Here is a 26,740-nt window from a genome sequence, read left to right on the forward strand (position 1 = left end):
AATATGAATGGATCTAGGACAGTCCCGCCAGCTTTTCTAAAACGGTTTCTGTCGAGAATCCAGGGTTAACAAGCTGAAGTGTCGGTTCTATTGTATAGCGTGAGCGACGATCGTATTCTCGACATCGACCCCCAGTAATATGTAGTAGCACGATCGCGTCAGGATCAATTTGATCATCTTTGACTGCCTTGATCAAACTCGCAAACGCAACACCTGCTGCTGGCTCGATTTCGACCCCTTCCACCGCTTGAAACAGTTGCATCGCTTCAGCAGTCTCTGAATTGTCAGAAAATAGCATATCGCCTTGACTCTCAACTAAGGCATCATAAACTCCACCTTTAACCACATAAGGCGGACGCTGATTTGAAAGTACCGTTGCTAAAATCTGCTTCACTTGCTCTTTTCCCTCCGGTTGCGGAAACTGTCGAGTGTGAGACTTCCAGGCGTGATAAATCGGCATAAACGGAGAATTCTGGCTTAACATCAATTGCGGGAGCTTCCGCCCAAACTGCCCTTGATCGACTAATCGCTTTGCGGCTTCATGCACGGCAATCGCGCCTGCTCCACTGCCGATCGCCTGGAAATAATAGTCGGGCAACTGTCCGATTGTCTCGATCGCATTTAATAAAGTTGTCCCAATGCCATCCCGCCGCCCGATGTTTCTCACACCGCCTTCGAGAAAAAATGATTCGTGTTGAGCCAGGTTCTGTGCAAGCTGAATGGCATCATCATAGTCCGCATCCACCAAGGAAATGACGCGAACACACGGATTCAGCGGAGCCGCCAACTTAAGCTTCGCGAGTGCTTGACTGGGCACAATGAGCAAACAGGAAACTTGATTCTGTGAGCAAACATGAGCGAAGGCAGCAGCAGTATTGCCCGCAGAGGAAACAACTAGAGTTCCTTGATGCTGCTGGGGTAAACGCGATAACACCGTATAAGCTTCAAGCTCTTTAAATGTGGTCGTTTCTAGCATTGCTTCTTTGTCTAGCCAATACCCGTTAAAGGCAATCCACAGATTTGGCAAGCTTAGGCGATCGCACAGTTTCTGGCTCTGATAAGTTACAGTCTTGCTCGATTGACGCAGCGAGTGACAAATTGGCAGCCATTTATGATATCGGAAGATTCCTTCACGACTTGATTCTGGCTCAAATCTTCGAGCCGAGTAGTGAGTGAGTAAAAGCGCTGCTTCGTGCTTGACTGGACATTCCAGAATGAAACCATCATCTTCTAGAACTGCGCCGCAGAGTTGGCATTTGACGGTGTAGTGCTGAGGCATCTGTGATCGATTCCAGGTAAAACGTCTTCAGTTTGCTGCGAATGTTTCAAGTTTGCATCAGGCTATCAGTCGTATTTTCCACGTCGATCGTTGAATCGAATTGTTAGAAGGTCGAACAGCATCGCCAAGGAATCTGACAACAAATTCACCTGAGAGCGTTTTCGCTGATGCTCATTCGATACGATCGCAGGAATCTCTGTGATCGAGTAGCCAAATTTTCTTGCAATGTAAATAAGTTCAACATCGAACGAAAACCCGTTCATGGTCTGCTTTAAGAACAGTGCCTTCGCTGAGTGTCGCCGAAATCCTTTGAGTCCAGCTTGCATATCTCGATAAGGCAAATCGAGCAATCCTCTCGATAGTAGATTGAAAACTCTTCCTGCAATCCTACGACTAAAGCTGAGTCTCTTCTCGCCAACCCTACGACGACAGCCGATGACGATATCAAACTGTTGTAACTCTACAATCAGTAATTCTAAGTGATCAAGCGAATAGGCTAAATCACTATCGACATAGCAAACATAATCCCCATAAGTGTGTACGAGTCCGCGCTTGATCGCATACCCTTTTCCAGCATGGAAGTCATAAGAGAGCAGTTGAATTTCTTTCCTCCCGGCTGCGTTGATCTTTGACTGCAAAAATGGCTTTGTCCAATCACTTGAACCATCATTCACAAACAGAAAATGATAGGTGGGATGCGATCGCGAATATTCTAAAACTGCATCAAATGTCTTTTCAATGCAAGTCTGCTCATTGTAGACGGGCAGAATTACTGAAACTTCGGTGATCACACGACTTGCTTCGGTTGAAGCTTGATCGATCATACTCAGATTGCTTTTCATTCAATGTTTCAATAGTTGGAAGATTCAAATGTAGAGACTGAAAGCGCGGAATCCCTAGAGGTGAGTGAAATGAGTTTGCCATCTTCTATCAGCTTGAAGCGATGACCACGCCACTCAACAGTATTACTGGTGAAGCTATAACACCAAAGCAGAAAACTGAGAATGTCACGCAGCGGAACAAGCCATATTAGTTTTTTAGCGATCGGATCAGCAAAATACTTGACTCCGACGCACCACGCCATAATGAATCGAGTTGTCCATACAAGGCTTACTACAATCCATCCAAGTTTTGAGAATTCAGTTAAATACAAGAATAAGCAACTGCTGACAGTGCCATAGGTGAAAATCAGACCCATGTAGCTCCAAGGTCGAGAGAAACGAATGCCCCGCATCCAACGAGTTTGACGGTGAAGTACATCTGATAAAGTATTTGACGTAACGACATGACTCACGATATGGCTTGAAAGCACTACTTTGTAGCTCAACTGAGCAGGCAGATATCCCAGTTGAAAATCGTCTGCAAGGTAATCAGCGATCGCATAAAATCCTCCGATTGCTTCAAGAACATGCCGTCGAATCAGAATGGTTGAACCCATTGCAAATTGCATCCCTTCTAGCTGATTGCTGGTTAGGACTCCAGGCTGAAACTCTGTTGCAATATTCAAGGTTTCAAGCTTTGCAATCCAGCCTTGAGCAATCGAGCGGTAAGGACAAGTCACAACCCCAACAGAAGTATCCTTGAAGGGTTGAACAACATGACGTAAATAGCTTGATTCAACTCGAATATCACTATCAGCCAGCAGTAGAATGTTATGTTTCGCCTGAGTTACTGCATTTGCTAAATTATTCACTTTGAGATTTGTACCGGTACTGCGATCACTAACCACAATTTCAATGTCAACTTCAGGAAAGTCTTGCACAAGTTGTTGAACAATCCTAAGACTTGGATCAGTACTATCTCTTATACCAAAGATAATTTGATACTCTGGATAGTCTTGCTGGCAAAATGATGCCAAATTTTGGTAGGTTGCGTGATCACAGCCGCAGATTGGTTTAAGAATACTAATTGCTGGATGAAACGTTTTGTCGATCGTCGTTGGTTTGAAAAACAACTTTACTGCTGCATAAGTGGCATAGCAATAAAACCAAACTGCTGCAATACACAAAATGAAGAGGAACGAGAGCAACCAAAACTCAATGCTAGACCAGAGAAGATGACTTGGAGCGATCAAGGATCGAGATAGATCAGTCATATCAATGTTGGTAAAAGAACTGATTCGCTAAATCTCGATCATCAAATACTGCAACTGATGAAGCTTCTAATGAAAGAGACGGAAATACTGTAAGTAAAGAAAGTTAAGAACTCGGAAAGATTACTCTGTTTTTGCTCAGGGTAGAGCAGTAAGAACAATTGCAGTAAAAGCTAAAGCTGCGCTGATCCATCGGATTATCGAAGTCTGTCCGCTCGGAAAATAGCGACTTCCCCACAAGCCGAGTAGAAACCAAAGTCATCGCCGTTGATCACGATAAATCGCTGATAAACTGAATGACTTGGTTTCTTTAAAGATATCTTGGAAGACTTGCTAAAAGGAATGAGAGCGGTTTCAAGCAGCTAATTTAGATTGATAAAGCCGATCGAGTTTGTGTACCCACGACTCCATCCACCGCCAGCTTTCTAGATTGCTGAAATTTGACGACAGCAGCTTGAGTTTGACGACCAAAAATGCCATCGATCGCACCCGAATAAAAACCATCCTTTTTAAGTGCGGTCTGAAGCTTGTCCACAGCCGTTCCTCTGCTGCCGATTCTGAGAGGCTGATTCTGGCTTGGAATCTGCTGCGATGCGGCTGTAGGAGATGCCTTAGAAATGGCGTTCGATTTTGCCATTGACGCTTGAGCCGCACTGGTCAATATCATTGAAGTAGACACTACAGTTGCTGCAAGACCAAGCACTAGGAAATTGGCTTTCGCTTTGTTTGAAATGATCATGGCTTAAAATTCCTTTGCTATCTTTGTTTGGATTAGCGCTTCTACATTAGATCAGAAAAGTCAAGAACTCGGAAAGAACCTGTCTGAATTACTTTCCTGACCGCCATAGTAAAAATGTTCCTGCTAGTAATCCAGCGATCGTTGGCAACCAAGCACCACTAATTGGAGATAGAATCTCAAGCTGTCCAAACGAATCACACACAAAAGACAGTAAATAATAAACAAAAATAATCACAATACTAATCGCAAAACTCGTACCTTTGCCGCCGCGTCGGGGACGAGTTCCCAGTGTTGCGCCTGTTAGCCCAAATACTAAGCAGATAAAGGGAAACGCTATTTTTTGCTGAATCCGCAGTCGTAACTTTGTCGCAAGCTTCTCGTCTCCGCTTTGCAGAACCAGTTTGAGATAGTCTTGAATCTGTTGAATATTCATCTCACCCTCATCGGGTTGACGGCTTGCCAGATCCAAAGGCGTTCGAGAAAGCTGAATTTGTTGCTGCTCGAACTTGAGGATATTGCGGTAAGAGCCATCGGCTGCAACAACGTAAATTGTGCCATTGAAGAAGTCCCAAGCGTTGGAATTTGCGTTCCATGTGGCGCGATTCGCAGTCACAATCTGATTGACTCCATCTTGAGAGAAATCTAAGACCGTCAAGTTTCTCATTTGTTTGCCATCGAATTGTTTAGCATAGAAAATCCGTTCTAGTGCTTGTGTTCTAGAACCGTCAGATTGCTTTGCATCTCGATACTGTTGATAAACGATATTGTTCTGCTGAAACGTAGGCTTATCCTGTTTCAGGGCACTATCAAGTGTAAGAGAGGCTTGATATTTAGCCGCAGGAACGATCGATTCGTTAAAACCAAATGTTAGTGCCGATACAAACAAGCTCAGCACGATCGCAGGCGCAATTAATCGGTAAACGCTGATTCCTGCACTTCGTAGCGCAATGAGTTCGCTGTCTGTCGAAAGGCGGCTGTATACCATCAGCGTAGAAAGTAAAGTTGCCATTGGAAATGACAGACTGATGAACTCTGGGACTTGAAAGAAAAAAACTTTGAATGCAATCGATAACGGCAGTCCCGCATCGGTCATCTTACGAATCAAGTCAAAGAGTGCGCCAACTGATACCAAGATTGAGGAAAATGCGGCAACACCAAACAGAAAGGGACTTGCTAACTGAGATGCAATATAGCGATCGAGTACCGATAAATGAAACGGCAATCTGGACTTGAGCCGAAATGAGGGTTGAGAAAAATTGAACCCAGAAGGCATAGAAATTAAGAATAAAGTAATTTGGTGAAGCTTTCCATGATTAATCGACAGACAAGCGCACCCACCATACCTGGAAAAAGTCAAGAACTCGGAAAGATTAGGTAGAATCGGCTAACTGCTTTCTCCTAACCTATAAAGCAGTTAGATCAACACTAAGACTTTTGAATTTCAGACCATCTTTCCGAGTTCTTGACTTTTATCATCTAGATTGCTGTTGCGACTTTCTAATTCGCCCCAACGCATCAAACAGTTTGCATATCGCAAATAGGTGAAGGAAAAGGATGGAGAAATACAATTGGTTCAAACTAGGGATACAAGTGACAATAATTAGCCTAGCAACACTATTTTTCGCAGCCATGCTAGAGGGTGTTATGCACTTTGAAACCGGATTTCAACAAAGCGTTTGACCATCAATGCTGCAAAGGCAATCAGGTGAAAGCCTGCTAACGTCTCTGGTAAGCGCTCGTAATCTCGCGCCAATCGACGAAAGCGCGACATCCAGCCAAAACTGCGCTCTACCACCCAGCGACGCGGCAGAAGAACAAATCCTCTGCGAGCTTCGGGCAGTTTGACGACTTCCAATCGAATGCCCTGAGCTTGAGCATCCTCGGCAGGTTGTTCTCCGGTGTAGCCTTGGTCTACAAACGCCACTTCGACCGATTCCCCAGTCACTTCCTGTACCTGTTGTGCCAAGGCTTCGACCTGGTGGCGGTCTTGTTCATTGGCAGGAGTGACGACCAAGGTGAGCAGATAGCCCAAGGTATCGACTGCCAAATGCACTTTGCTGCCTTTTTTACGCTTGCCGCCGTCGTAACCCGCTCGCTCTCCGCTTTCCACGGTCGATTGCAAGGTGCGACTGTCGAGAATCATGGCGCTCGGTTGAGCATTGCGCCCACTCAACAATCGCAGCAACTCACGTAAGTCATGGACAATCTCCTCAAACACCCCAGCTTTAATCCAGCGCTGGGTTTGCTGATAGACCGTGTGCCACGGTGGTAAGTCGTGCGGCATCAGTCGCCAACTACTTCCCGCTCGAACCATCCAGCGCAGTCCATTGAACACTTCTCTCAAGCTATGGTCGCGTTGCGGTGCATCCTCGATCATCAGGGTCAAATACGGCGCGACAAATGCCCACTCATCGTCGCTAACATCGGTTGGATATGCTTTTCTCGTCATGCTCTCAGTCTAGCAAAAGTGCATAACACCCTCTAGGGGTGAATCAGTTGAAGGTTCCACCAAACGTCGTTTCCATCATCACGGGTAAGTTAGGAGCCGTCAATCGATTGGGCAACTCACCGCGAGTTGCTTGGATAAATTTCTTGCCTAGAGCAGGAAAAGTACGACATAGATTTACACTCAAGCTTGCCAAGCTGGGATGAATAAAACTCTCGTGCAGCAAGCGACCCAGCCGTAGGCGGGTATAGAATTCTTGATTCCAGGTTGCTTCGTACTGGCGCTTGAAATCGATTTCACTGAGATTCTGTTGCAGAAATTTGATGACTAAAGGGATAGCAAGCTCTGCCGATCGCAGCGCCATTGCCATTCCATCTCCACACAGCGGCGTGATCATTCCGGCTGAATCCCCAACCATGCAAACATCTCCATCAAACTTTCCCTTCAAATCAAAAGAAATCTGGCTTAGTCGATGCTGCGATCGCCTGACACATTGCATTGACTCAAACCGTTCTGCAAGGACAGAGTTCTGTAAGAGAGCATCAGGAACAGTCCGATTTTTTGAGCTTAGAATCCGCTCGTGAGCAATCCAGCAGACATTAATTTCTCCCGTTTCAATCTGCGAAAGTCCGCAGTAGCCACCTGGAAAGGCATGAAGTTCAATTACACCAGGGAGTTCCAGTCCTGTGTAATGTGCTTTGAAGGCAACAAAAGGGCTATGTTTCTGAGTGAAAGGGCGACTTCGATCGAGGGCTGAACGCTTTCCATAACATCCCAGTACCAAAGAGCTTGTAAAACTGCCCTGATTTGTATTGACGACAAACCCCTGCTGCAAATCGCCAGAAACTGATCGCACTACTGTACCATCTAGACAATGTGCGCCTAATTCCTGCGATCGCTGAAATAGCATCAAGTCGAGTTGATAACGGCTCAATCCAAGTGCGACTCCAGGTAGTTCACTCTCGAAGCTTGCTCCAGTAGAAGTGGTTAGATAGGTTCGTCGAATCGGATGCGCTCCAGCTTGGCGAACTGCTTCAAGGATGCCAAGCCGCTCGAATGCTGCAATCACTTCGATCGATAAAAACTCGCCACATAGCTTATGCACTGGATATCGCTGCTGTTCCAACAATAGGACTCGATACCCGTGTTCTGCGAGTTGGATTGCTGAACTACATCCTGCTAGTCCTGCACCGATTACGATGATGTCGTAATGTCCGTTGTTCATGCTGTCACCGTGGTCAATAGCCAGCGAAAAGGAAAGTAACTGCGTAGCGAGAAATTCTGCAATCCAGCGGCTTCTGCGATCGCGGTTAGTTCCGACTTTTGAAAACCGCGCAGCACCGATAAGGGTCCATCGTTCTGCATCATCGGTGATGCAGGTAAAAGATGAGTCAGTGCATAGATTCCATAGTAAGCAAGCGGATGACGATGAAGATCGTTGATCACGATGCCATGACAAGATACGCGCTGCATTGCCTGTACAATTGCGATCGCGTTTACCTCAGCAAAGTGATGCAGAAACATCGCACCCATTGCAATATCAAATGAATCATCTGCATAGGGAAGCGCTAGAGCATCTGCAACTTCGACCTGGATCTTTGCAGCCGCAGCTTCGGGAAGTCGCTGTTTTAAAGCAGTACGGGCATAGTCTACGGTGACGGGGTTTGCATCCACAGCAACAATTTCTACATCCAGTGTTGGGAACTGCGCTCCTGCCCACTGCACAATGTACTCTGGAAAGTCTGCGATCCCCGTGCCTAAGTCTAAAATCCGGGTGGTTTGTCCAACGCGCGATCGCAAGAAAGGCGCGATCGCCGCCATCGTCGTGCTGTATCCACCCAGCCATCGATTGACCAGTCTCAGTTGCTCTAAAGCGCTCGTTAATCGAGTATCCGTAATGGAAAAATCATCCATTAACTCATCTTCGTTCGTGCGAATCTGAAAGGAAGGCATGGGTGGATAGTTCATGATGAGGATTCTAAAACTTGTTGAAAAAGACAGCCTTCGATCGACAATCCCGGACCAAATGCCAGCGCGATCCCATTCTGGTAGCCTAATCCAGCCTGATGCTTCTCTAGCAACCGTTTGAGGATAAACAAAATCGTGGCAGAACTCATATTGCCGTACTGCCGCAACACCTCGTAAGAATCGCAGACTAAGCCACTGCTTAACCCCAGCCCCGACTGAATCTGATCCACGATTTGTCGCCCGCCAGGATGGATTGCCCAAAAATCTAGCGTTTCTTGATCTAAGTTGTGTCGATCGAGCAAGGCTTTGAGATAGCTAGGTAGATGCTTGGCAATGACTTTCGGCACGTCGGATGAGAGTCCCATCAAAAAACCTGTATTCCCGATCGTCCAACTCATCAAATCGAGCGTATCTTCGACCAAAACACTACTTCCATCCACGTAAGCAAGCTGACCTTGCGCTTCTTGAAGAGAACGAGCAGAGAAAATTGCAGCACCAGCACCATCAGCGAATAGGGCATTAATTACCATGCTTTCGATCGAGTCTTCGATCTGAAAGTGCAGAGTACAGAGTTCTACACAAATGATTAGGACTCGCGCTTGGGGATGACTCTGACAAATAGAATGCGCCATCTTGAACCCGTTGAAAGCTGCATTGCAGCCCATAAAACCAATCAGAGTTCTATTAATCTCAGGCGACAATCTGAGATGCTTGATCAAATGAATATCGAGTCCCGGTGCGGAAAAGCCTGTGCAGCTTACAACAATTAAGTGAGTCAGGTCTGCGGCTTGAAGTTTGGATTGTGCGATCGCATCTTGAGCCGCACGTTCTGCAATTTCCAGAGCAGCGTGCCGATAGTACTGATTGCGCTTAGCGGTTGTCGGAGTCGGCTGAAGCGACCAATTCTGAGGATAAAACTGAAATTGTCCAGGTTCACTTTCATAGTCCGAGAGGCAACTATGCCGATAGTCAATCCCCGACCGAGCATAAATTCCCGCCATTCGACTGCGAACGGCGGGAGATACGCCTTCTACCCGCCTCATAAAGTGCGATAAGTCAGATTGAGAAACTTTGAAGGGCGGGTTGGCAGTGCCAATCGATTCTAAAACTGTGTACATAAAGTCAAAAATTAAAGGGCTATTAATGCAGTGAAAACCCGCAATGGAGTGAGCCGATAGCCATTCTCACAACTAGCACAAGATACGCCCTTAGCGTGTGAAGAATGCTCCCACGCACATCATCACAAATGCCTCAAACACTGGGCTAGAAGGAAGCGTCGTCGCCCAAATTGGTTAGTGTATCGATCGTTGGGTAATGTGTTTGAAAAATTCGTATTTAGTCATCGTTTCACGGGTAAACTCCTTTGAGTAGGCTCCGATTTGGAAAGTAATGAGTTCACCGCGATCATCGAACTACACTTATAAATAGGGATAACACACAGAAGTAAAGAAGTCGGAAAGAGCTAATTGTGGCGTAATCATTGAGCCGCATTGCTGATTGCCGAGTTTGAGCGTTCCACGATCTTCAAAGTGGCGGGATGAGTCTAAGACTGTTGGAGTCGGGAGCAGTTTTCAAATTTGGCTCCTTGATCGCAGAATTTAGTTTTGAGAAAATTAGCTTCTTTCCGAATTCTTTACTTACATCTACTAGGATAAAGTAGCTTATTTGCATCATCTTCTAAAGCGTTTAGCCTATGACGATCGAATATGACTGCTATCGAGCTTTTCAAGCCTTTTCTCCCAATCTCCATTATTGTTCGCTGTTCGCAAAATTAGCAGCATCAAAACTCGCTGACCTGCTTTGATCTAATGAGTGCAACTTATCTTCCAGAAGAAGGAGATCAACTCATGAGCATCTCAGCCATATTTGATGATCTATAACCTCTAAGGCAACCTTTAATTGATTCAACAATGACAACTCCACCCCAAATTCGGCGATATCTCGAAAACTGGCAAGACGAGATCGAAAGTGCTTACCTTTATCGCGCGCTTGCTAAAGCGGAACCTCAACCATCCCTCGCAGAAGTTTACCGTCGCTTGGCGCAAACCGAGGAAGATCATGCTCGCGTTTGGGAAGACCGATTGATTGAAGCTGGGCAGCGTGTTCCGCGTCGAGAGATTGGCTGGCGCACTCGACTTCTAGCGCTCTTTGCGAAACAGTTCGGTGCTCAATTTGTTTTGCCGACCGTAAATGCGATGGAGCAGGTCGATAGCCATACCTACGATCAACAGCCCGAAGCACGGAATACACCTTTGGCGCGTGAAGAGCGATCGCACGCACGACTATTACAAACGATTACCAGTAGTTCAACCACCGGACTAGAAGGCAGCGTTGTTGCCCAAATGGAAGGACGACATCGCAGTAGTACAGGAGGAAATACATTACGTGCAGCAGTTTTAGGTGCAAACGATGGACTACTCTCGAATCTCAGCTTGATTATGGGAGTTGCTGGAGCAAATATCTCTGAGCGCTCAATTCTGCTCACAGGCTTCGCGGGATTGTTAGCGGGAGCTTGTTCGATGGCGTTGGGAGAATGGTTATCGGTGCAGAGTGCGCGAGAATTATATGAACGCCAAATTAGGATCGAGCGGCAAGAACTCGAAGATGCCCCCGAAGCCGAAGCTGAGGAGTTGGCGCTAATCTACGAATCAAAGGGATTGTCTGCTGAGCAAGCAAGAACCCTTGCAGACCGCATCATTCGCAATCCCAAAACTGCCCTTGATACCCTAGCGCGAGAAGAATTAGGGATCGATCCAGAAGAGTTAGGTGGCTCAGCTTGGATGGCTGCGATTACATCATTCTGCTTATTTGCGATCGGAGCAATTATCCCCGTGATTCCGTTTCTATTTTTACGCGGGTGGAATGCTGTGGTTGGAAGCTTGTGCTTTAGCGCGATCGCGCTCTTCATCATTGGGGCAGGTATCACACTGCTTACCGGACGGAGCGTCTTGTATTCTGGGACTCGACAGATTCTATTTGGATTTGGAGCCGCAGCAATTACTTATGGAGTGGGACGGTTGATCGGAGTCTCGATCGCTGGCTAAAAGGTTTTCGGAACCCAGCGAGATCATTAACCCAGGCTCATGAACCGCATCACAACACTAAGGCGAAGGTGCGATCGTTATACCTGCTTCAAGTTCTAACATCTTGATAAAAGCAGACGCATTTTCTTCGCCCCAACCTTGATTCACAGCGGCTTTGATCGTTTCTCGCACCGCGACCGCCGCTGGAGTTGGAGCATTCAAGTCTTGGGCGAATTTTGCGATCAAGTTAGCATCCTTGAGCATGTGCTTGAGGGCAAAGCTTGGTGTAAAGTCGAGATCGATCAACGTCTTGCCCATACCATCAAAAATTGGAGAGCGAAAATCAACAACGTGCAGTACATCTAAAACATCTTTCGGATTGAGTCCTGCTTTGGAGGCAAGAACTAATGCTTCTCCGAGTGCTTCGATTTGAGTTGCAACAATCGAATTTTCGATCAGCTTCATCGATGTACCCTTGCCAGTTTCTCCCATGTAGTGAAGCGTTTCACTCATTGATTTTAGAACTGGCTGTACGCGCTCGAACACCTCACGCTTCCCTCCCACAACAATCCACAAACCACCCGCAGCCGACTCGTTCTTGCTCCCAAACACAGGCGCGTCTAGAAACTCGACTTGTTTCTCAGCATAAGCAGCAGCTTGGCGCTGGGAAGTGTGGGGATGAACCGTGCTTTGATCGATCGCAATTTGTCTCGATCGCGCATTTGACAGAATCCCATCTTGTCCAAACACGACCTCTTCAACAACTTGATCATTCGCTAAACAATACAAAATGATTTCTGCATCTTGTACCGCTTGAGCAGGTGTTTCTGCTTGAATTGCCCCTTGCTCTACTAGTGATTTTCCAGCTTCGGGACTACGGTTCCAAACGGTGAGCGGATGACCTGATTTGAGCAAGTTGGCAGCCATGCCACTGCCCATGATGCCAAGTCCTAGATAAGCGATACGTTCCATAGCAATATTTTGAATTGAATAATGAAGTAGATTGCAGCGCTATTTTGATTGAATCTACCACCGCTTATAGTTGTCTATAAGTTGTACTGAGTGGATCGCGTCGAGTCATTGATCTTCAGCTATATCAAGCACACCCCACTCCTGCAAGCGATCGCAACTCAATGCTAAGTGCAGCCTTTGCGCCAGTCCAAGAAGCAATTGGCGAATACTCTAGACCAAAGTAATACATGGTGAACGGCACTTTTCAGTTTAGATTGAAAAAATTTAGGTATCCTACCGCTTCTGATAGATCTATTTTTCTACGCTAGCAGTATATGAAGCTGCCACAACGCTATTAGTATCATTAGGAGGATTTAAGCCCAATCTTCATACGGTGTTCACGATCATGACAGGGGTTTCGATTGTCGCGATCGTGGGAGGACTCTTAAGACGGCTACGCGCTCATCATCTACTGCCGTGAATTGAGATCGCTCTTTAGAGAAACCTCCTCAAAATCACTCTCCTGCTAGGGATTTATGAATATCCAATCAATTAGGATCTAAACCTTTCAACCACAAACTCAGTGTTGAGTGATCCTATCCAATGTTGACAAAAGAAACCGTTTTCACCGCCCTGTTAGTTTTTGTGCCGCTCTCGATCGCGGCTCATTTTCTCGGCTGGGGTGCGCTCACAATCTTTATCACTTCAGGAATTGCGATCATTCCGCTGGCAGCTTGGATGGGAACAGCGACCGAGGAACTATCGGCAAGTCTTGGATCAGCGATCGGGGGACTTCTGAACGCGACCTTTGGCAATGCGACAGAACTGATCATTGCGCTGATTGCGCTGAGAGCCGGATTAGTTGATGTGGTGCAAGCGACGATTACTGGCTCGATTATTGGAAATTTACTGCTCGTGCTAGGGTTTTCGATGCTGCTGGGGGGACTGCGCTATCCTGAGCAATCGTTTCAGCAAACGGCGGCGCGGGTGAATGCGTCATCGCTCAATCTCGCAGTGATCGCCATTTTGCTGCCGACTGCGGCAAGTCTGCTGTCTGGGGGCATCCCCGAACCGACGATGCAGCGATTGTCGAGTGCGGTCGCGATCGTTCTAATTCTGGTCTACGGGCTGATGCTCTTGTTTTCGATGCGAACGCATACCCATTTGTATAACTTGGAGTTGGCGGCGATTAACGCAACGCTTTACGACGAGGGAAATGAGCCGATCGATACGATCGATACGATCGAGGCGACTCCAGCCGCTCCTCATGAGTCACGAGGACGATGGTTTTGGGTGGGGTTACTGCTTGGAATTACGCTGCTTGTGGCGATCGAATCGGAGTTGCTCGTTGGTGCACTCGAAACAGCGACGGCTCAGCTAAGGTTAACTCCGCTCTTTACTGGAGTCGTTCTGCTGCCGATTATTGGCAATGCAGCAGAACACGCTACGGCAGTCACCGTCGCGATGAAGAATAAAATGGAGCTATCAATGGCAGTAGCAGTGGGATCAAGTTTGCAAATTGCCTTGTTTGTCGCTCCGGTTTTGGTGCTGGCAGGACTAGTGTTGGGTCAACCGATGGATTTGAGCTTCAACCCATTTGAATTGGTGGCAGTCGGAGTTGCGGTGCTGCTCAGTAATTCCACGATTTCAGATGGAAAATCGAACTGGCTAGAAGGCGCGTTGCTCTTGGCAACTTATCTCGTTTTGGCAATTACGTTTTACTTTTATCCAGTTTAATTGAATCGCTCAGCGGCAGTAGACGATCAATGAGAAACAGAGATACTTGAATGTATCTCTCATTGGGTACGATTTGCCTGTCCATCTGAGCGGCTGAGATAGTGCATTTCTGAAGTGGTAATTTGCACCCTGCGGATTGATCTGGGACACAATTTAATGTAGTTGTTGCTCGAATTGCTTAATTTGCTCTTGCGCTTTCTGAGTAGCTTTGCCGTGAATCGCTGCAACCGCATCGACTTTACGCGCTGCGATCACAAACGACGATCGCAGTTAATTAAACTCATCCTGGAATCACAGCATTACTGTCATAGAAGCCGCCTAATTGATTGAGATTAAACCTACTGAACCCAACTTAACCAAACAGCGACGAATGTGCGTTCGACTCCTTCATAATTCAGAACGATCCAGTCTTCCTTTAGCTTCTTAGTTCGTTGTCGCCTCGTCGCAGGCTTCGCTAAAAGTCTCCATGTTAAATAGATGGGACTGATTCTGTTTAAAGTACTAGCATTGGCATAAATTTGTTTCTATACAAACGATGTCGTCACAATGCTCGAAGGCGTTATCCTACAGAAGGAGTTAGGCGATTCAAGAAATTTTGATTTTATGGTAGGGCAAATCTACGGCTGGAAACGGTTTTGGTGCTCGCGTTCAAGTCAGTTCGATCTGAGCGATCGCGGGTATCTCACCGATCCCGACTCTGACTGGGGTAGGTACTGTAATTCAACGCTGATCAGTCTTGACGCGATGGCTGAGATGCGCTGCTTGGTTTTACTCGGTGAACCTGGAATGGGTAAATCGAAGGAATTAGAAAACCTGAGAACTCACACTCGATCAATTGCGAATCCATGCGACCAGCTTTTACCGATCGATCTTCGAGCCTACAGCAGCGAAGATCGACTAATCCGAGGTCTATTTGAATCAAGGGTCTTTCTAGAATGGTTAAACGGCACACATCAACTGCATCTCTTTCTCGATAGCCTTGATGAAGGTTTATTGAAAATTGAGGCGCTCTCAATTCTGTTAATCGAAGAACTCAGTCGAGAAGAGTATTGTAAGCATCTCGATCGTCTCCATTTTCGGATTGCTTGCCGCACTGCTGTTTTTCCAAAGGGCTTAGAAGAAGGGCTAGAGCGACTCTGGGAAAAAGATGTGCAAGTTTATGAGTTAGTTCCGCTTCGGCGAATCGATGTCGGAGTAGCCGCCGCCGCTCGTAACCTAGATAGCAGCAGTTTTTTAGCAGCAGTCGAGCAAAAGGGAGTTGTCCCATTTGCGATTAAGCCAGTAACACTAGCATTTTTGATTCGCATTTTCCAGAAAAACAATGAACAATTTCCCCAAGAATTAACCGATCTCTACCTTCAGGGTTGCAGAATTCTGTGTGAAGAGCAAAGAGATCAAGACTATCATCCAGGGACAAGAACAAATCGTACTGATGTTGAGTCACGATTGATCGTAGCGGCTCGTATTGCTGCTGTAACTGTCTTCGCTAGAAAATCCAGTATCTGGACCGGGAATTTGAGCGAGGCTGATGATGAAGATATTTTGCTAGAGCAGTTGTGTTTAGGAAGCGAGACAGTCAACCAGAAGACGATCGCGGTTACAAATCTCATTGTTCGTGAAGTGCTTGATACTGGGCTGTTTTCTTCTCGCGGTGAGAGCCGAATCGGATGGGCACATCAGTCTTATGCTGAATTTTTAGCGGCGTGGTATTTAGCTCAACATGGTTTATCTCTCGATCAGATGCTGAGTCTGATGACTCTCTCAGATAAAAGAGTCATTCCCCAACTGCATGAGACATCGGGTTGGCTTGCTAGTTTAGATCCACAAGTCTTTCAAAGCTTGATTGAAACTGATCCTGATGTTTTAGTGCAAAGCGAAATCACTGTAGAAAATCCATCCACGAAACGGGACGTTCTTGAGTCTCTGCTAACTCTGTACAATCGAGATAAGCTGGCGTATCGTCCCTATTTGCCTAAGTTTTCACCCTACAAACGATGGAACTACGCTGGCTTAGCTTTGCTGCTGAGAGCCTATATCGAAGATTCAAGCAAAAGTGAACTATCGCGAGTTGTTGCAATTGAAATCGCAGAAGCGTGCGAGGTGCAAGCAGTTCAAGATTGCCTTGCAAATGTTGCCCTTGATTCTCAACAATCTTATCGAGTCAGAACAGAAGCTCTACAGGCACTGGAATCATTAGCTGACGATTCGACGAAAGCGCGACTGATTCCACTTGCGATCGCTCGATCGCCTGATGACCTTGACGATGAATTGAAAGGACGATCGCTACGGATGGTTTACCCAAATCATTTAACCGCGATCGGAGTTTTAGAGAGTCTAACCCAACCTCAGTCAAACATTATTGGCGGAGTCTATCAAGACTTCTTAGCGAAAGAGTTTGCAGAATCCCTCCAAACAACCGATTTACTAGCTGCACTAACCTGGTTAGGAGAGCAACCTGCTTTATGCGATGCGAAATATCCATTCAATCGATTGTCAGATCGAATCTTGTTTAACGCTTGGCAACGTCTTGAAGATCAAGCCATTCTAGAGGGCTTCGCCAAAATCGTCTTACTGCGGATTCAAGAATACAAACAGGTTATCGATAATATCACTGGAATTGAATTCATCGAATTATTAGCAGCAGATGATACGAAGCGCCGTCGTTTGCTCGAAGCAATTATTGCTCTGATTCCTAATTCAGAGGAACCTCCAAGATTCCTAGCTGGAACGAGCATTTATAGTCGTGTGACTCCTCTGAAACAGGATTTCGACTGGTTAATTGAGAAGATCCAAAATTCAGAGCTTGAACGGGTACAAAAAATCTACGCATGGTTAGTGCGCTTAAAGCTAGACTGGAGCAATACAGCGCAAATCAGCGAAGTGATCCGTGCAAGTGAAACCCTTCCTGCTTTGAGGGCAGAGTTCTCATTCTTTCTGGCGGCAGTGGAACTTAACTCATTAGAGGCTGAGGCTGCAAAGGCAGAATATTTGCGTGAGCAAAGTGCAACTTGTGCTGAAAAATCCGCAATATTTACACTGGAGCCATCACCTCAAGAGCGGGTTTTGATTCAATTAGCAGAATTTGAACGTGGTCAGATAGAGGCATGGTGGCGCTTGTGTCGCGAAATGACTCTCACACCTACAAGCCAACATTATGGCAATGAATGGGCATCGGATATTACGTCACTTCCAGGTTGGAAAGAAGCAGACGACTCAACTCAACAAAGAATCGTCGCGGCAGCAAAACAGTATATTATTGGTGTAGACCCTGAAACTGATACTTGGTTTGGCACAAATTCCTTCCAATCCTTAGTGCTTGCTGGATACAAGGCATTACGCCTAATTCTCGAAAAAGAGCCTGACCATATTCAACACATTTCTGCTGAAGTTTGGAGAAAATGGACAGGAATCATTCTTGACTATCCCAATGCTAGCGATAGTAGAAATAAGGAACACCGGGAGCCTTTACTATCTTTCGCCTACCAAAATGCACCAGATGAATTTATTAATCGCCTCCTAATACTGTTGGATCAGGAGAATGTGCAGCACGGTGACATCTATATCGTTAATCAAGTAGCGTATATTCGGGATGATCAACTCCAAAGTGTTCTGGTTCACAAGCTACAAGACGATCGACTTACCGCTAAGAGTGTCAAGACACTCCTGAAACTGCTTTTAGCTAAAAAAGTTGAAGCAGCGAAAGCTTTTGCAAAAGCGCAAATTTCTACTCCACCTCCAACAGTGGGAAAAGCGCGAGAAATAGCGATCGTTGCAGCCGCAGTATTGATGCTGTATGGCAATAATGAAAGCTGGTCACTTGTATGGCAAGCAATTCAAAGTGATACTGAATATGCCAAAGCCGTTTTGGAATCAGTGACGTTCGCGAACGCATTTCAAGGCAACATTGAGAGTCGACTCCGCGAGGATTATATTGCTGACTTATATCTCTACTTAGTTGAGCATTATCCAGATCCTCAACCGCAAGCAACTACTGAAGATACAGAACTTGAAGGACTAGAAGCCTACTCGATCGAAGCTGAAGACAGCATCAGAATGTGGAAAAATTATATTCCTGCGCGACTGCAACAACGGGGAACGCCCGAAGCGTGTGAAGCCCTCCGCAGAATCATGCGTGAACTTCCAGCGCAGAAAGATCTGCTTAAATGGCGCTTACTTGAAGCTGAAATTACTGCTCGTCGTAAGAGTTGGAATCCGCCTCAACCAGAAGAGATTCTTCAGCTCGTTGCAGATCACGATCGCCGCCTTGTCCAGAATGGTCAGCAATTGCTCAAGGTCTTGATTGAGTCACTCCAGCGTCTTGAATTGGAACTCCAAGGTGAAACGCCTGCGGCTAGAGATTTATGGGACAAAACTCAAGCTCGTGCCCAAGTTTTCAAGCCGATTGATGAAAATGCGTTCTCGGATTACGTAAAACGGTTTTTTGACCGCGATTTGAAATCAAGAGGTATTATTGTCAACCGAGAGGTAGAACTCAGACGAAATTACGGAAGCAATATTGGAGAGAGAACGGATATTCACGTCGATGCTGTTCTCAAACGACCCAATGGCGAGATCTATGACTCAATCACAGTAATCATTGAAGTCAAAGGATGCTGGCATCGCGACATTCAAACTGCAATGCAGAATCAGCTCGCCGAACGATATCTTGCGGATAATGCTTGCTCGCATGGTCTGTATCTAATAGGTTGGTTTAGCTGCAAACAATGGGACGATCGAGACACGCGGAAAAAGCACGCTCCTAAGATCTCCTTGGAGATTGCAAAGGAACAGTTCAAAGCTCAAGCTGAGAACTTATCTTCATCAAACAAATCAGTCTGTGCTTACGTTCTGAATACAGCATTACGATGAGATAATGAAATTGCAAGCCTTGAATGTAGTCTTGTTTCTAATTAACGATCGTATCCCTTCAACCTTCGATGACTAGCACACTATTTGAGTCAAGCCTTTGCATAAACAGAAATAGCTTAAAAATCTAATTTGACAAGCAGCAGAGACAGTTCTCTATAATCTATAACTTCCATACCCCTTATGCCTCAGTCTTCTCAAAATACGAATCTGCCTCAAACCTTGTTCTCATCGCCAGAAGTCTTGAGTTAGCTCTGCCTGTCGATCTTCACGAGCAGCATCCTGAGTATACCCTTCCGCAATGCCTCGAAGCACGGTCGCTGTGCGTGGATATTGATCGACAACTTGTTTTGCATAATTCTGATATTTTTCCACGAGTATACGTTCTTGCTCACCACCCGCCGTCGTCTGTCGCACTGTTTCTGAACTTTCTAGTTCTTCAATTAGCTCACGCACAGATTGATGAGGCCAAGCTCCATCAGGATCAATCGGAGAAAAAGCAAGTGCATGTCCAATGTACAGGTCTGCCACTTTGCCTCGATTGCACTGATTAGCTAAATTCCTTGCCTGCATGACCCAATCTCGGAGCGCTTCGGCATCTACTGAGCTATCTGCTTGAACTCCCGGCATTTGTTGCCATGACTCCAAAAACTCCCAAGCTAAATTGGCAAGAGCTTTGGCATTATCAGAGAGTTCAGTTGGCAGATCGTTCTCCGCGCGAAAGATATACTGAATTGCTTCAATGAAAAGAGCCGGACTGCTAGACAATTCTGCGTACAGCGTATTCGGGCGACGATAATGCTCATGAACGCGGAGGTACAACCACTCTAGTTGAACGAGACGATCGTGCGGTAGATCTGTTTTTTCAAGATAGTTCAACAGTTCAGCAGAATCGTAAGCGAAAGCAGAAGGATCGAAAGTCGAATCCGGAGGGGTCTGAATCGCTAGTTCAAGAACTTCAGCAATCCGCTCTGGTGAGACGGCTTCAGGTGACTGCTCAACAGTCCATTCAATGGCGCGAACTGCGAAATGAGGTCTTTCAAATTTGAGAAGCTGCGTCAGCATCCGCTCGAATTGAATTGGATCGAGCAGACAGACAACTTGTGTACGACACCAAAAATAGCGTTGAACCACTTCATCTGAATCATCAAGCTGATCCATTACAGCAACGTTAAAGGGTAAATAAAGTAGAAACTCTCCGCATTGTTCAGATGTCCAAGATTTTCGTCCAGTCTCTACACAATTTTCAATCCATTGCGGTTTATATTTGTAAGCACTAATTGCGACAAAACTTCGCACCATCTGGCTACGCCATGAGTCAATCGAAAGATTCTGCTTGAGAAACAGGTGTAGGTCGATTGGCAGTAAATCAAATTTTGCTAGGACTTCACCAATGAAGGATGGTTCTTGCGCTTGCTCTGATAATCGTAAAACTCCATCCCATCCTTGTCCCTCAAGAATTTCTTGTACTGCTTCCACTCGCAAGTTCAAGATTGCTGCTTCTCGCTTTTCCCAAGAAGTATCAAGCATTCTGGGTATTTCTACGCCCCGTTTGAATCGCCAAAGATGGAGATCGATTAAATCAACAGGTTCAAACCGAGCGTAAATATTTTCTAATTGTTCAACCCGATCAGGCGCGATCGACCAGTCAGCATCAGGAAAATTTCGATGTCGAATTGCTTCATGCCGCAGACAATCACACAACTCAGCCCGTGCTTCCGGGGAGAATTGTTGAGGTTCAAGTAATTCCAGGTGGCGTAGCAAAGACATCTGCTGTTCGTCAGTCATTGTCGCGATCGCGTTGATTAAGCAGCACCAGCGAGTACTATCAGTTCCAGCATCAGAAAGCAGGCAATCCAGCACTGCATTCGTTGCCGCAATATACTCTTGATCTGAAACGCGCGATCGTTTGTCAGGAACCCAATCACGCCAGAGTGTTCCATGAGTCGGAGAGGCTGAGTCGTGCCGCTTGGGTAGAAGTTTAACTAAAAGGCTCCAAGCGACATCTGGTTCTCGTCTCCGAATAGTATCAAGCACACGAATGCGACTTTCGAGGGATGCAGTCGTGTGAGGACTCCAGCAGATAAAAATTTCTCGAAGGCTTTGAGCAGGTCGATTCGCAAGCCGACCCCCCGGATCTAGCCTCACTAAACGCGCCAGATTCAATGCTGCTGAGCTAAGATACTCAGGATGCCAAGCGAGCGTCTCCAGTGCCCAGAGTAACCCTGTATGGGGTGAAGAAGTCATCCAGGCAGCATCTGAGGCTTTGTCTTGAAATAGCTCAACCAAAGCTGAAGTTTTGATTGTTAAATCGGCATCAATCGCTTTTGAGAAAATACCAGGGGCTGCTTCTGCTAAAAGCGGAAGTTGATGCGCGATCGATGCCCACAGTCTTCCATTTCCTTTTGCTCTTTCCGTTAATTGCCAAACAACAGTTCGTGCGACCTCCTCACCCAACCTACTTGCAGTGAAAGAGATCTCAGGACTGAGAGATGCCATCAGCGCGAGTGTTCCTGTAATACTTTCTCGAAGATGTCCAGAGTGGGTATGAACTTTGCCATAGATACTTGCCGCATAGCGTTGTTCAGGTGGAAGTTCATATGCGGGATCAAGTTCGCTTAAAATCTCGATCACAACCGTCTCGAAACGCTGTAAATCGTCATTGGTTAGATACCGGGCAATCAGCCGCCAAGCATCCTCTTGAGCAGCAATCATCCAAATCTCTCCGACCCGTCGAACAGGTGGATCAGGTTCGTTTGACCAATGAACAAGAATTGATTGAAGTTGCTCATACGGCATTCCCGATAGCTGTGACAGCGCTTGACGATCGCCCTCCTTTGCCTCACTCCATGCCCCTGCCAGTAATGGTGCAAGCAATTCACATGCAGTGTTTCCTCGTGCCCATGCTGGCTGCTGAATATTTTGAGTGATCGCTAATTTACGGCGAAGTGCTGACAAGCTTCTTCGAGCTAGCGTTGCGAGATTAATGGCTCGATCTCGGCTCAAACCCATTTCTCGCAACGCTAGCTCTGCTGCATCGCGTACAATTCTTGGTAGCGAATTGCCATTCGAGCCAAACTGCCCTAACGGAACAAAGACATGGTGACCGTTCTGGATAGCGTGTCCAATCCCTTCTGGCTGCTCTAGATGTGCGATCAAGATTAGAGGTTCAGTTGCAGTAATCAGTTGTTGCCAGGAGGCTGTTCCGCTCACAACAATTCCACGCGACAAGGCTTCTGCCCGTTCTGCGCTGTCTAAGCTTTGAATCACAGCAGTTAAGAACGCGATCGCTTCTTCTGGAGTATCTCCATGCAATGTTTGTGCTGCTGGCTGTCCTCTTAACCATTCGATAAGTTGAGTGCGGGGTCGCTCACGTCCGCCGATAATCAAGCTTGAGCTAAATGGCGGGTCTGTCTCTTGCGACCAGTTTGCCCAGAAAGCTTCGAGTGTCAGAGTCTCTTGAGGCGGCGCGTGAAAATTTTGGACAAGTCGATCAATGTGAGCGATCGCAATCCCACCTGACATTCGTGCAATCATTTGATTGTGTTGACCGTGTGTGGTCTGCTGAATCTGTGTTTGAGTGCGGGGTTGCTTCTGCTGCTGTCCACTTTTTCGCAACCAACGCTTTAATCGGTAAAGTCGTCTTACAAACCAGGATTTCAGTCGTCGTAGCCAGGAACTCGATCGTCTTCTCGTCATATTTTAGCTAACAACAGGGGCGACAGATTTTCATAGAGCAATTGTGTAGTCGTCTTTTAGCTTCAATCGAAGCACAAGCAATTTAGCGCTCGACGAATTCTACAGATTCACGTCGCCCGTGACGTTTCCAAGCAACTTACCACCCGTCATCTGTCCAATCATCTGATTCTGGTTGCCAACGACAGTTTGAACAATTTGTACTCCAGATGTACCATCAGGAGCCTTCTCTTCCAGAATTTGAAAGACTACTTCTGCCAACGCTGCATCAGCCTCTAAAATCTTCTTGAGCTGCACTCGCAGTACACTCTGAAAATCAGGATCATCAGGATTATTTGCTACATCTTGCACTGCTTCTTGAGCAGATGCCTTTACCGCCACTTTGGGAAATAACTTCTCCCAAAGTGCTTTGGCTTTGTTGAAAGCATTCTCAGTTAGTTTTGTGCCTGCTGTTTCTCCAACCTTTGTAGCTGCACCTGCTGCTGTTTTAGTCCCTAGATCTAGCAGTTGTGGCAGAAAAGGGCTAAGGAATGCAGTTAGCGTCGCGAAATCCATACACTCACTCCTAGATAATTACAGAGATCGAGAAGGTCAAAAGCGAAACATGAAGGCTCGGTAAACCTGAAGTTTAACGCAAATATCGACAGCACCAAGCTCAAACAGCAGAATTCAGAATTTCTTAATGCTCAATGTAGTTCTGGACTGACAGAATCTCTGCTAGGCAAAAGATTTATTTTCTTCACCTGAATTTCTTATGTACAGATAAAAGATGTCTGCGTACATAAGAAACTGAGAAGTCGAACTTAACTGGACGTACTAGGAAGTTTCTTACCGACATAACGACTCTTAAGCTTTCCATCTTCGCGCCAGTAAGCATACCAGTAGGGTCCGTGTAGTTCTCCCTCCACGCCTGCACACTTGCACTTTGCTTTTCCACAACGCACTTGTTCTAGCTGGTAAAGGCGATCGTCTATCCGCTGCACCTCAATAACTTCTCGCCCCTTGCGAGGATCTGGCGCGATTGTCTCTGGTTGCTCCTCTAATTCCTGGATCACCTTCTCTAATTCACGGCGTAATTCTTTTGCCTGCTTCAAGGTAAGCTTGCGGAAAGCTGCACGAATCTGAGAAAGGGATGGCTGTTTCGACATGATTCTTATGTACAGAAGCCGACTTCTTATGTATAGATAACACCGCCTTTCGATTCGTTTTACATAAGAATCTCAAGAACGTACATAAGAAACTTTTGCTTATTGTAGGACGATTGCAGTCCCCAATTGCACCCAATCGATTAAATCTTATCTTATGTATAAACCGTAGTATCAGCTTTGTACATAAGAAATTTGCAGAAATTGAATCTGCGTCATCTCCAGGGAGCTAAATTCTTATAGCTTCAAACAAAGTCAGGCGACGCAATCAGTTCTGATCAGCCGCTTCGATCGATTCTTTCCAGAAGAACGCATTCGTACTCTCGTAGTCGTCGGTATAGCCGCGTCTGCGAAACCAATCGAAGGCTTTCATTCGTTCGTCTGATCCACCATTGCGCCATGAACAGCACAAATCGCCGATGAAAGCTTCAATCAGGTCTGCTGGAGAAATGTCAGCTTGCTGCTCGATAAAGCGCAACATCTCCATTTCTCTAAGCGTGACGTGAATCAGAACGGCTTGATCCGCTTCCTCTTGCTGGTACATCTCTGGTCGAAACATGCTCTGATCTCCATTAATCCTTTAGAACCAAAATACTATCAAAATCATTGATATTGGGCAAAGTTCTAGCAGAATTAATTAATGTATATGCTAGAACTATTGAGAGCAATTTGAGCGATCGCTTATGCCAAAGAAAGTTTGCGGTTTCGGGTTCAACTGCGCTTCGATGCTGCTCCAGCCAGGTTTGGAGCCAGGAGACTGTCCTAACTACGCCACTTGCGGTCGAGCCACTCGCCTTACACCTGATGAGGAAATCGAATTAGTTCGCGTTCGGCAAATCGAACAAGAGAGGGCACAACGGCGATCGCAGCGACTCCAGCAAGAGCAAGCGCGTCAACGTGAGATTTGGCGGACGACTCGGCGGCAGATTGCACTCGAAATGTTGATGCAGCGTGGTTGTCCTCAAACCCCTGCAAACTATATTCCTGATGCCACGTTCGAGCAATTGACTGACGCGATCGCGCAACTTCAAACCCAGATCGCTCAATTTGAAGGAACATACATTCCTCCAGAAGGGACGTTTGCTCACCGCTACTGGGTGCATCGTGGGTATGGAAGCTACCCGTACAACAAGCTAATGGCGGAGCGTGCTATGTTCGCTCCTGCTCAGGAAGACCACGAGGTGCGAATGATTCACCTGAGTCGCGATGATGACCCACGTAATCATGAAGCTCGAAAAGGCATCGCGCGAATGAATCGTTTGATTGCCATTCGGGAGCAGCTACAGCTTGCACAAGCAGCATTAGCTGAGGCGCTTTCTCTGGCAAGCGCAGATATTGAGACATTTGGGCTAGAAGTCCATAACAACTCAATGAGTTCTAGCGAGTAAATTACACAATTTTGCTAGAACTTTTCGGCAGAGCTTTCTTTCTTATGTACGCAAGTTTATTACAGATAGCGTTTCACTTTGTCTACTTAGATGCAGCACACTCCACATCCGGAGGGGTGATCAACATTTTCCAGATGCTGTTTGGAAAATTCCTTCCGCCTTGGTTTCATATGCGATCGAAACACGAGACGGAGGCGAGCTAGTCTGCCCATCGGCTTATGAGCCAGAAGTTTCTTATGTACAGTTTGAGAAATGGAGTTGTACATAAGAAAAAATTTGAGTTCCAGCTTCACTCAAATCCAAGAACCGCATCTACTTTAGGTCAAGCTCGGTTTGCTGGGCACTCTCTTGAATATCTGAAATCAGCGCCTCTAGCTTCATTTCTAGCTGTTCAACTGAAGGTAAGCTTTCTTGTAGCTGTTGTGGCAGTCGATGGGTCGAAACCGCGATCGGGGTATTGAGATTACGCAGCGCATACTCTGCTTTGGTTTTGCTCTTAGATTTACATAAGATAATGCCAATCGTCGGCTGATCATGAGTGTGGCGTAGTAGATCATCAACCGCAGATACATAGAAGTTCATCTTGCCCGAAAACTCCGGCTGAAACTCGACCATCTTCAAGTCAATGACGATAAAGCAGCGAAGTTTCAAATGGTAAAAAAGCAAGTCAAGGTAATAATCATCCCCGTCTACTTCCAGGTGATATTGGCTGCCGACAAACGAAAATCCAACTCCTAGTTCTAGTAAAAAGTCCCGAATATGCGTCACCAAACCTTGCTCTAGTTCGCGTTCTTGGGGGTTTTCGCCTAGTGATAAAAAATTTAAGTGGTAAGGGTCTTTGATTAACTGCTGTGCAAAATCAGACTGTGGTTTCGGTAAAGTTCGTTCAAAATTCGTGATTGCACCGCCTTGTCGCTCGAACAGTTTGCTTTCGATCTGATAAACCAAAACATCGCGACTCCAACCATTCTCGATCGCCTTTTCACCGTACCAAAGGCGCATATCCAGCGATTTCAGCTTCTCCAACAGGGCGATGTTGTGTCGCCACGGTAATTGTCCAACGCAGCGTTGGACGATTTCCTCACCCTCATATGCCTCGGCAAATGCCCGCATGTACATCAGATTCGATCGAGAGAAGCCCTTGATTTCAGGAAACTCCTGCTGTAGGTCTTTAGAGATTTTCTCAATGACTTTGGCTCCCCATCCATCCCGCTGCTGACGCTCTCGAATCTGTTGACCAATCTGCCAATAAAGTAAGACTAGCTCACGATTGACCGCCAGCGCTGCTCTGACTTGGGCAGATCGAATCCGCTCTTTCAAATTGTGCAAGAAGTCGTCATAACCGTTTGGCAATAAAGAAGAGCGTTGTTTAGGCACGAGTATTAAGTAAGTAAATGTTTATTTTATTGA

The 26,740-nt window shown here is 46.2% G+C and carries 19 protein-coding genes; 4 read left to right on the forward strand and 15 right to left on the reverse strand.

Features of this window, described 5'->3' with window-relative positions; translation table 11 throughout:
- Positions 1-13: 13 nt before the first annotated feature.
- From NIES2104_RS27650 to NIES2104_RS27690, 9 genes are all read right to left on the reverse strand, one after another.
- Positions 14-1,279 carry a cysteate synthase gene (locus NIES2104_RS27650; protein ID WP_059002154.1) on the reverse strand — a complete coding sequence of 422 codons (1,266 nt, stop codon included), beginning with the start codon at positions 1,277-1,279 and terminating at the stop codon, positions 14-16.
- Between the two features lie 65 nt (positions 1,280-1,344).
- A complete protein-coding gene (locus tag NIES2104_RS27655; RefSeq protein ID WP_082690155.1) occupies positions 1,345-2,121 on the reverse strand; it encodes a glycosyltransferase in 777 nt (258 codons plus the stop codon).
- A gap of 8 nt (positions 2,122-2,129) precedes the next feature.
- Positions 2,130-3,374, reverse strand: coding sequence for a bacteriohopanetetrol glucosamine biosynthesis glycosyltransferase HpnI (gene hpnI / locus NIES2104_RS27660; RefSeq protein ID WP_082690156.1), 1,245 nt, complete (start codon positions 3,372-3,374; stop codon positions 2,130-2,132).
- A 364-nt stretch (positions 3,375-3,738) separates the two neighbouring features.
- Positions 3,739-4,110 (reverse strand): peptidoglycan-binding protein, encoded by a 372-nt coding sequence (locus NIES2104_RS27665; protein ID WP_059002156.1) that lies wholly within the window; start codon positions 4,108-4,110, stop codon positions 3,739-3,741.
- An 88-nt stretch (positions 4,111-4,198) separates the two neighbouring features.
- A complete protein-coding gene (locus tag NIES2104_RS27670; RefSeq protein ID WP_082690157.1) occupies positions 4,199-5,383 on the reverse strand; it encodes an LptF/LptG family permease in 1,185 nt (394 codons plus the stop codon).
- Positions 5,384-5,752: 369 nt separating this feature from the next.
- Positions 5,753-6,559, reverse strand: a complete 807-nt coding sequence (locus tag NIES2104_RS27675) for an IS5 family transposase (RefSeq protein WP_059002157.1) — start codon at positions 6,557-6,559, stop codon at positions 5,753-5,755.
- A gap of 43 nt (positions 6,560-6,602) precedes the next feature.
- Entirely contained in the window at positions 6,603-7,781 is a 1,179-nt protein-coding gene (locus NIES2104_RS27680; RefSeq protein ID WP_072218258.1) for an NAD(P)/FAD-dependent oxidoreductase, read from the reverse strand.
- Complete coding sequence (locus NIES2104_RS27685) at positions 7,778-8,524, reverse strand: methyltransferase domain-containing protein (protein ID WP_225895332.1); 747 nt, start codon at positions 8,522-8,524, stop codon at positions 7,778-7,780. Before NIES2104_RS27685 ends, NIES2104_RS27680 begins: the two co-directional genes overlap by 4 nt.
- Complete coding sequence (locus NIES2104_RS27690) at positions 8,521-9,642, reverse strand: type III polyketide synthase (protein WP_059002158.1); 1,122 nt, start codon at positions 9,640-9,642, stop codon at positions 8,521-8,523. The genes NIES2104_RS27685 and NIES2104_RS27690 overlap by 4 nt, the downstream gene beginning before the upstream one ends.
- 792 nt (positions 9,643-10,434) lie before the next feature.
- Here NIES2104_RS27690 and NIES2104_RS27695 point away from each other — a divergent pair.
- A complete protein-coding gene (locus NIES2104_RS27695; RefSeq protein ID WP_059002159.1) occupies positions 10,435-11,568 on the forward strand; it encodes a VIT1/CCC1 transporter family protein in 1,134 nt (377 codons plus the stop codon).
- Positions 11,569-11,625: 57 nt separating this feature from the next.
- On the opposite strand, the gene NIES2104_RS27700 is transcribed toward NIES2104_RS27695, so the two are convergent.
- Positions 11,626-12,519 (reverse strand): NAD(P)-dependent oxidoreductase, encoded by an 894-nt coding sequence (locus tag NIES2104_RS27700; RefSeq protein WP_059002160.1) that lies wholly within the window; start codon positions 12,517-12,519, stop codon positions 11,626-11,628.
- A 582-nt stretch (positions 12,520-13,101) separates the two neighbouring features.
- Here NIES2104_RS27700 and cax point away from each other — a divergent pair.
- Positions 13,102-14,235: a calcium/proton exchanger gene (cax, locus tag NIES2104_RS27705; protein WP_059002161.1), complete on the forward strand. Its 1,134-nt coding sequence runs from the start codon at positions 13,102-13,104 to the stop codon at positions 14,233-14,235.
- 603 nt (positions 14,236-14,838) lie between these two features.
- Positions 14,839-19,104, forward strand: a complete 4,266-nt coding sequence (locus NIES2104_RS27710) for an NACHT domain-containing NTPase (RefSeq protein ID WP_156427119.1) — start codon at positions 14,839-14,841, stop codon at positions 19,102-19,104.
- A gap of 225 nt (positions 19,105-19,329) precedes the next feature.
- Here the strand turns inward: NIES2104_RS27710 and NIES2104_RS27715 are convergent, their stop codons facing one another.
- The 4 genes from NIES2104_RS27715 to NIES2104_RS27730 form a co-directional block, all read right to left on the reverse strand.
- Positions 19,330-22,800 (reverse strand): hypothetical protein, encoded by a 3,471-nt coding sequence (locus tag NIES2104_RS27715; protein WP_059002163.1) that lies wholly within the window; start codon positions 22,798-22,800, stop codon positions 19,330-19,332.
- Between the two features lie 99 nt (positions 22,801-22,899).
- Positions 22,900-23,352: a hypothetical protein gene (locus NIES2104_RS27720; RefSeq protein WP_059002164.1), complete on the reverse strand. Its 453-nt coding sequence runs from the start codon at positions 23,350-23,352 to the stop codon at positions 22,900-22,902.
- Positions 23,353-23,600: 248 nt separating this feature from the next.
- Entirely contained in the window at positions 23,601-23,945 is a 345-nt protein-coding gene (locus NIES2104_RS27725) for a DUF6788 family protein (protein ID WP_059002165.1), read from the reverse strand.
- Between the two features lie 265 nt (positions 23,946-24,210).
- The gene (locus NIES2104_RS27730; protein ID WP_059002166.1) at positions 24,211-24,501 is read right to left on the reverse strand and encodes a hypothetical protein; all 291 of its coding nucleotides are present in this window, start codon (positions 24,499-24,501) and stop codon (positions 24,211-24,213) included.
- A 124-nt stretch (positions 24,502-24,625) separates the two neighbouring features.
- Here NIES2104_RS27730 and NIES2104_RS27735 point away from each other — a divergent pair, with 124 nt between their 5' ends.
- Positions 24,626-25,330: a hypothetical protein gene (locus NIES2104_RS27735; RefSeq protein WP_059002167.1), complete on the forward strand. Its 705-nt coding sequence runs from the start codon at positions 24,626-24,628 to the stop codon at positions 25,328-25,330.
- Positions 25,331-25,642: 312 nt separating this feature from the next.
- Here the strand turns inward: NIES2104_RS27735 and NIES2104_RS27740 are convergent, their stop codons facing one another.
- Positions 25,643-26,707, reverse strand: a complete 1,065-nt coding sequence (locus NIES2104_RS27740; RefSeq protein ID WP_059002168.1) for a YhcG family protein — start codon at positions 26,705-26,707, stop codon at positions 25,643-25,645.
- Positions 26,708-26,740: the final 33 nt, after the last annotated feature.

Source organism: Leptolyngbya sp. NIES-2104, assembly GCF_001485215.1.
Lineage (GTDB): Bacteria > Cyanobacteriota > Cyanobacteriia > Leptolyngbyales > Leptolyngbyaceae > Leptolyngbya.

What these genes read in the sequence shown, in the direction of transcription:
- NIES2104_RS27665 (WP_059002156.1), bottom strand. Translation starts at nt 4,110, where the DNA reads ATGATCATTTCAAACAAAGCGAAAGCCAATTTCCTAGTGCTTGGTCTT.
- NIES2104_RS27720 (WP_059002164.1), bottom strand. Translation starts at nt 23,352, where the DNA reads ATGGATTTCGCGACGCTAACTGCATTCCTTAGCCCTTTTCTGCCACAA.
- NIES2104_RS27690 (WP_059002158.1), bottom strand. Translation starts at nt 9,642, where the DNA reads ATGTACACAGTTTTAGAATCGATTGGCACTGCCAACCCGCCCTTCAAA.
- hpnI (WP_082690156.1), bottom strand. Translation starts at nt 3,374, where the DNA reads ATGACTGATCTATCTCGATCCTTGATCGCTCCAAGTCATCTTCTCTGG.
- NIES2104_RS27680 (WP_072218258.1), bottom strand. Translation starts at nt 7,781, where the DNA reads ATGAACAACGGACATTACGACATCATCGTAATCGGTGCAGGACTAGCA.
- NIES2104_RS27725 (WP_059002165.1), bottom strand. Translation starts at nt 23,945, where the DNA reads ATGTCGAAACAGCCATCCCTTTCTCAGATTCGTGCAGCTTTCCGCAAG.
- NIES2104_RS27655 (WP_082690155.1), bottom strand. Translation starts at nt 2,121, where the DNA reads ATGAAAAGCAATCTGAGTATGATCGATCAAGCTTCAACCGAAGCAAGT.
- cax (WP_059002161.1), top strand. Translation starts at nt 13,102, where the DNA reads ATGTTGACAAAAGAAACCGTTTTCACCGCCCTGTTAGTTTTTGTGCCG.
- NIES2104_RS27675 (WP_059002157.1), bottom strand. Translation starts at nt 6,559, where the DNA reads ATGACGAGAAAAGCATATCCAACCGATGTTAGCGACGATGAGTGGGCA.
- NIES2104_RS27715 (WP_059002163.1), bottom strand. Translation starts at nt 22,800, where the DNA reads ATGACGAGAAGACGATCGAGTTCCTGGCTACGACGACTGAAATCCTGG.
- NIES2104_RS27670 (WP_082690157.1), bottom strand. Translation starts at nt 5,383, where the DNA reads ATGCCTTCTGGGTTCAATTTTTCTCAACCCTCATTTCGGCTCAAGTCC.
- NIES2104_RS27695 (WP_059002159.1), top strand. Translation starts at nt 10,435, where the DNA reads ATGACAACTCCACCCCAAATTCGGCGATATCTCGAAAACTGGCAAGAC.
- NIES2104_RS27685 (WP_225895332.1), bottom strand. Translation starts at nt 8,524, where the DNA reads ATGAACTATCCACCCATGCCTTCCTTTCAGATTCGCACGAACGAAGAT.
- NIES2104_RS27710 (WP_156427119.1), top strand. Translation starts at nt 14,839, where the DNA reads ATGGTAGGGCAAATCTACGGCTGGAAACGGTTTTGGTGCTCGCGTTCA.
- NIES2104_RS27700 (WP_059002160.1), bottom strand. Translation starts at nt 12,519, where the DNA reads ATGGAACGTATCGCTTATCTAGGACTTGGCATCATGGGCAGTGGCATG.
- NIES2104_RS27735 (WP_059002167.1), top strand. Translation starts at nt 24,626, where the DNA reads ATGCCAAAGAAAGTTTGCGGTTTCGGGTTCAACTGCGCTTCGATGCTG.
- NIES2104_RS27730 (WP_059002166.1), bottom strand. Translation starts at nt 24,501, where the DNA reads ATGTTTCGACCAGAGATGTACCAGCAAGAGGAAGCGGATCAAGCCGTT.
- NIES2104_RS27650 (WP_059002154.1), bottom strand. Translation starts at nt 1,279, where the DNA reads ATGCCTCAGCACTACACCGTCAAATGCCAACTCTGCGGCGCAGTTCTA.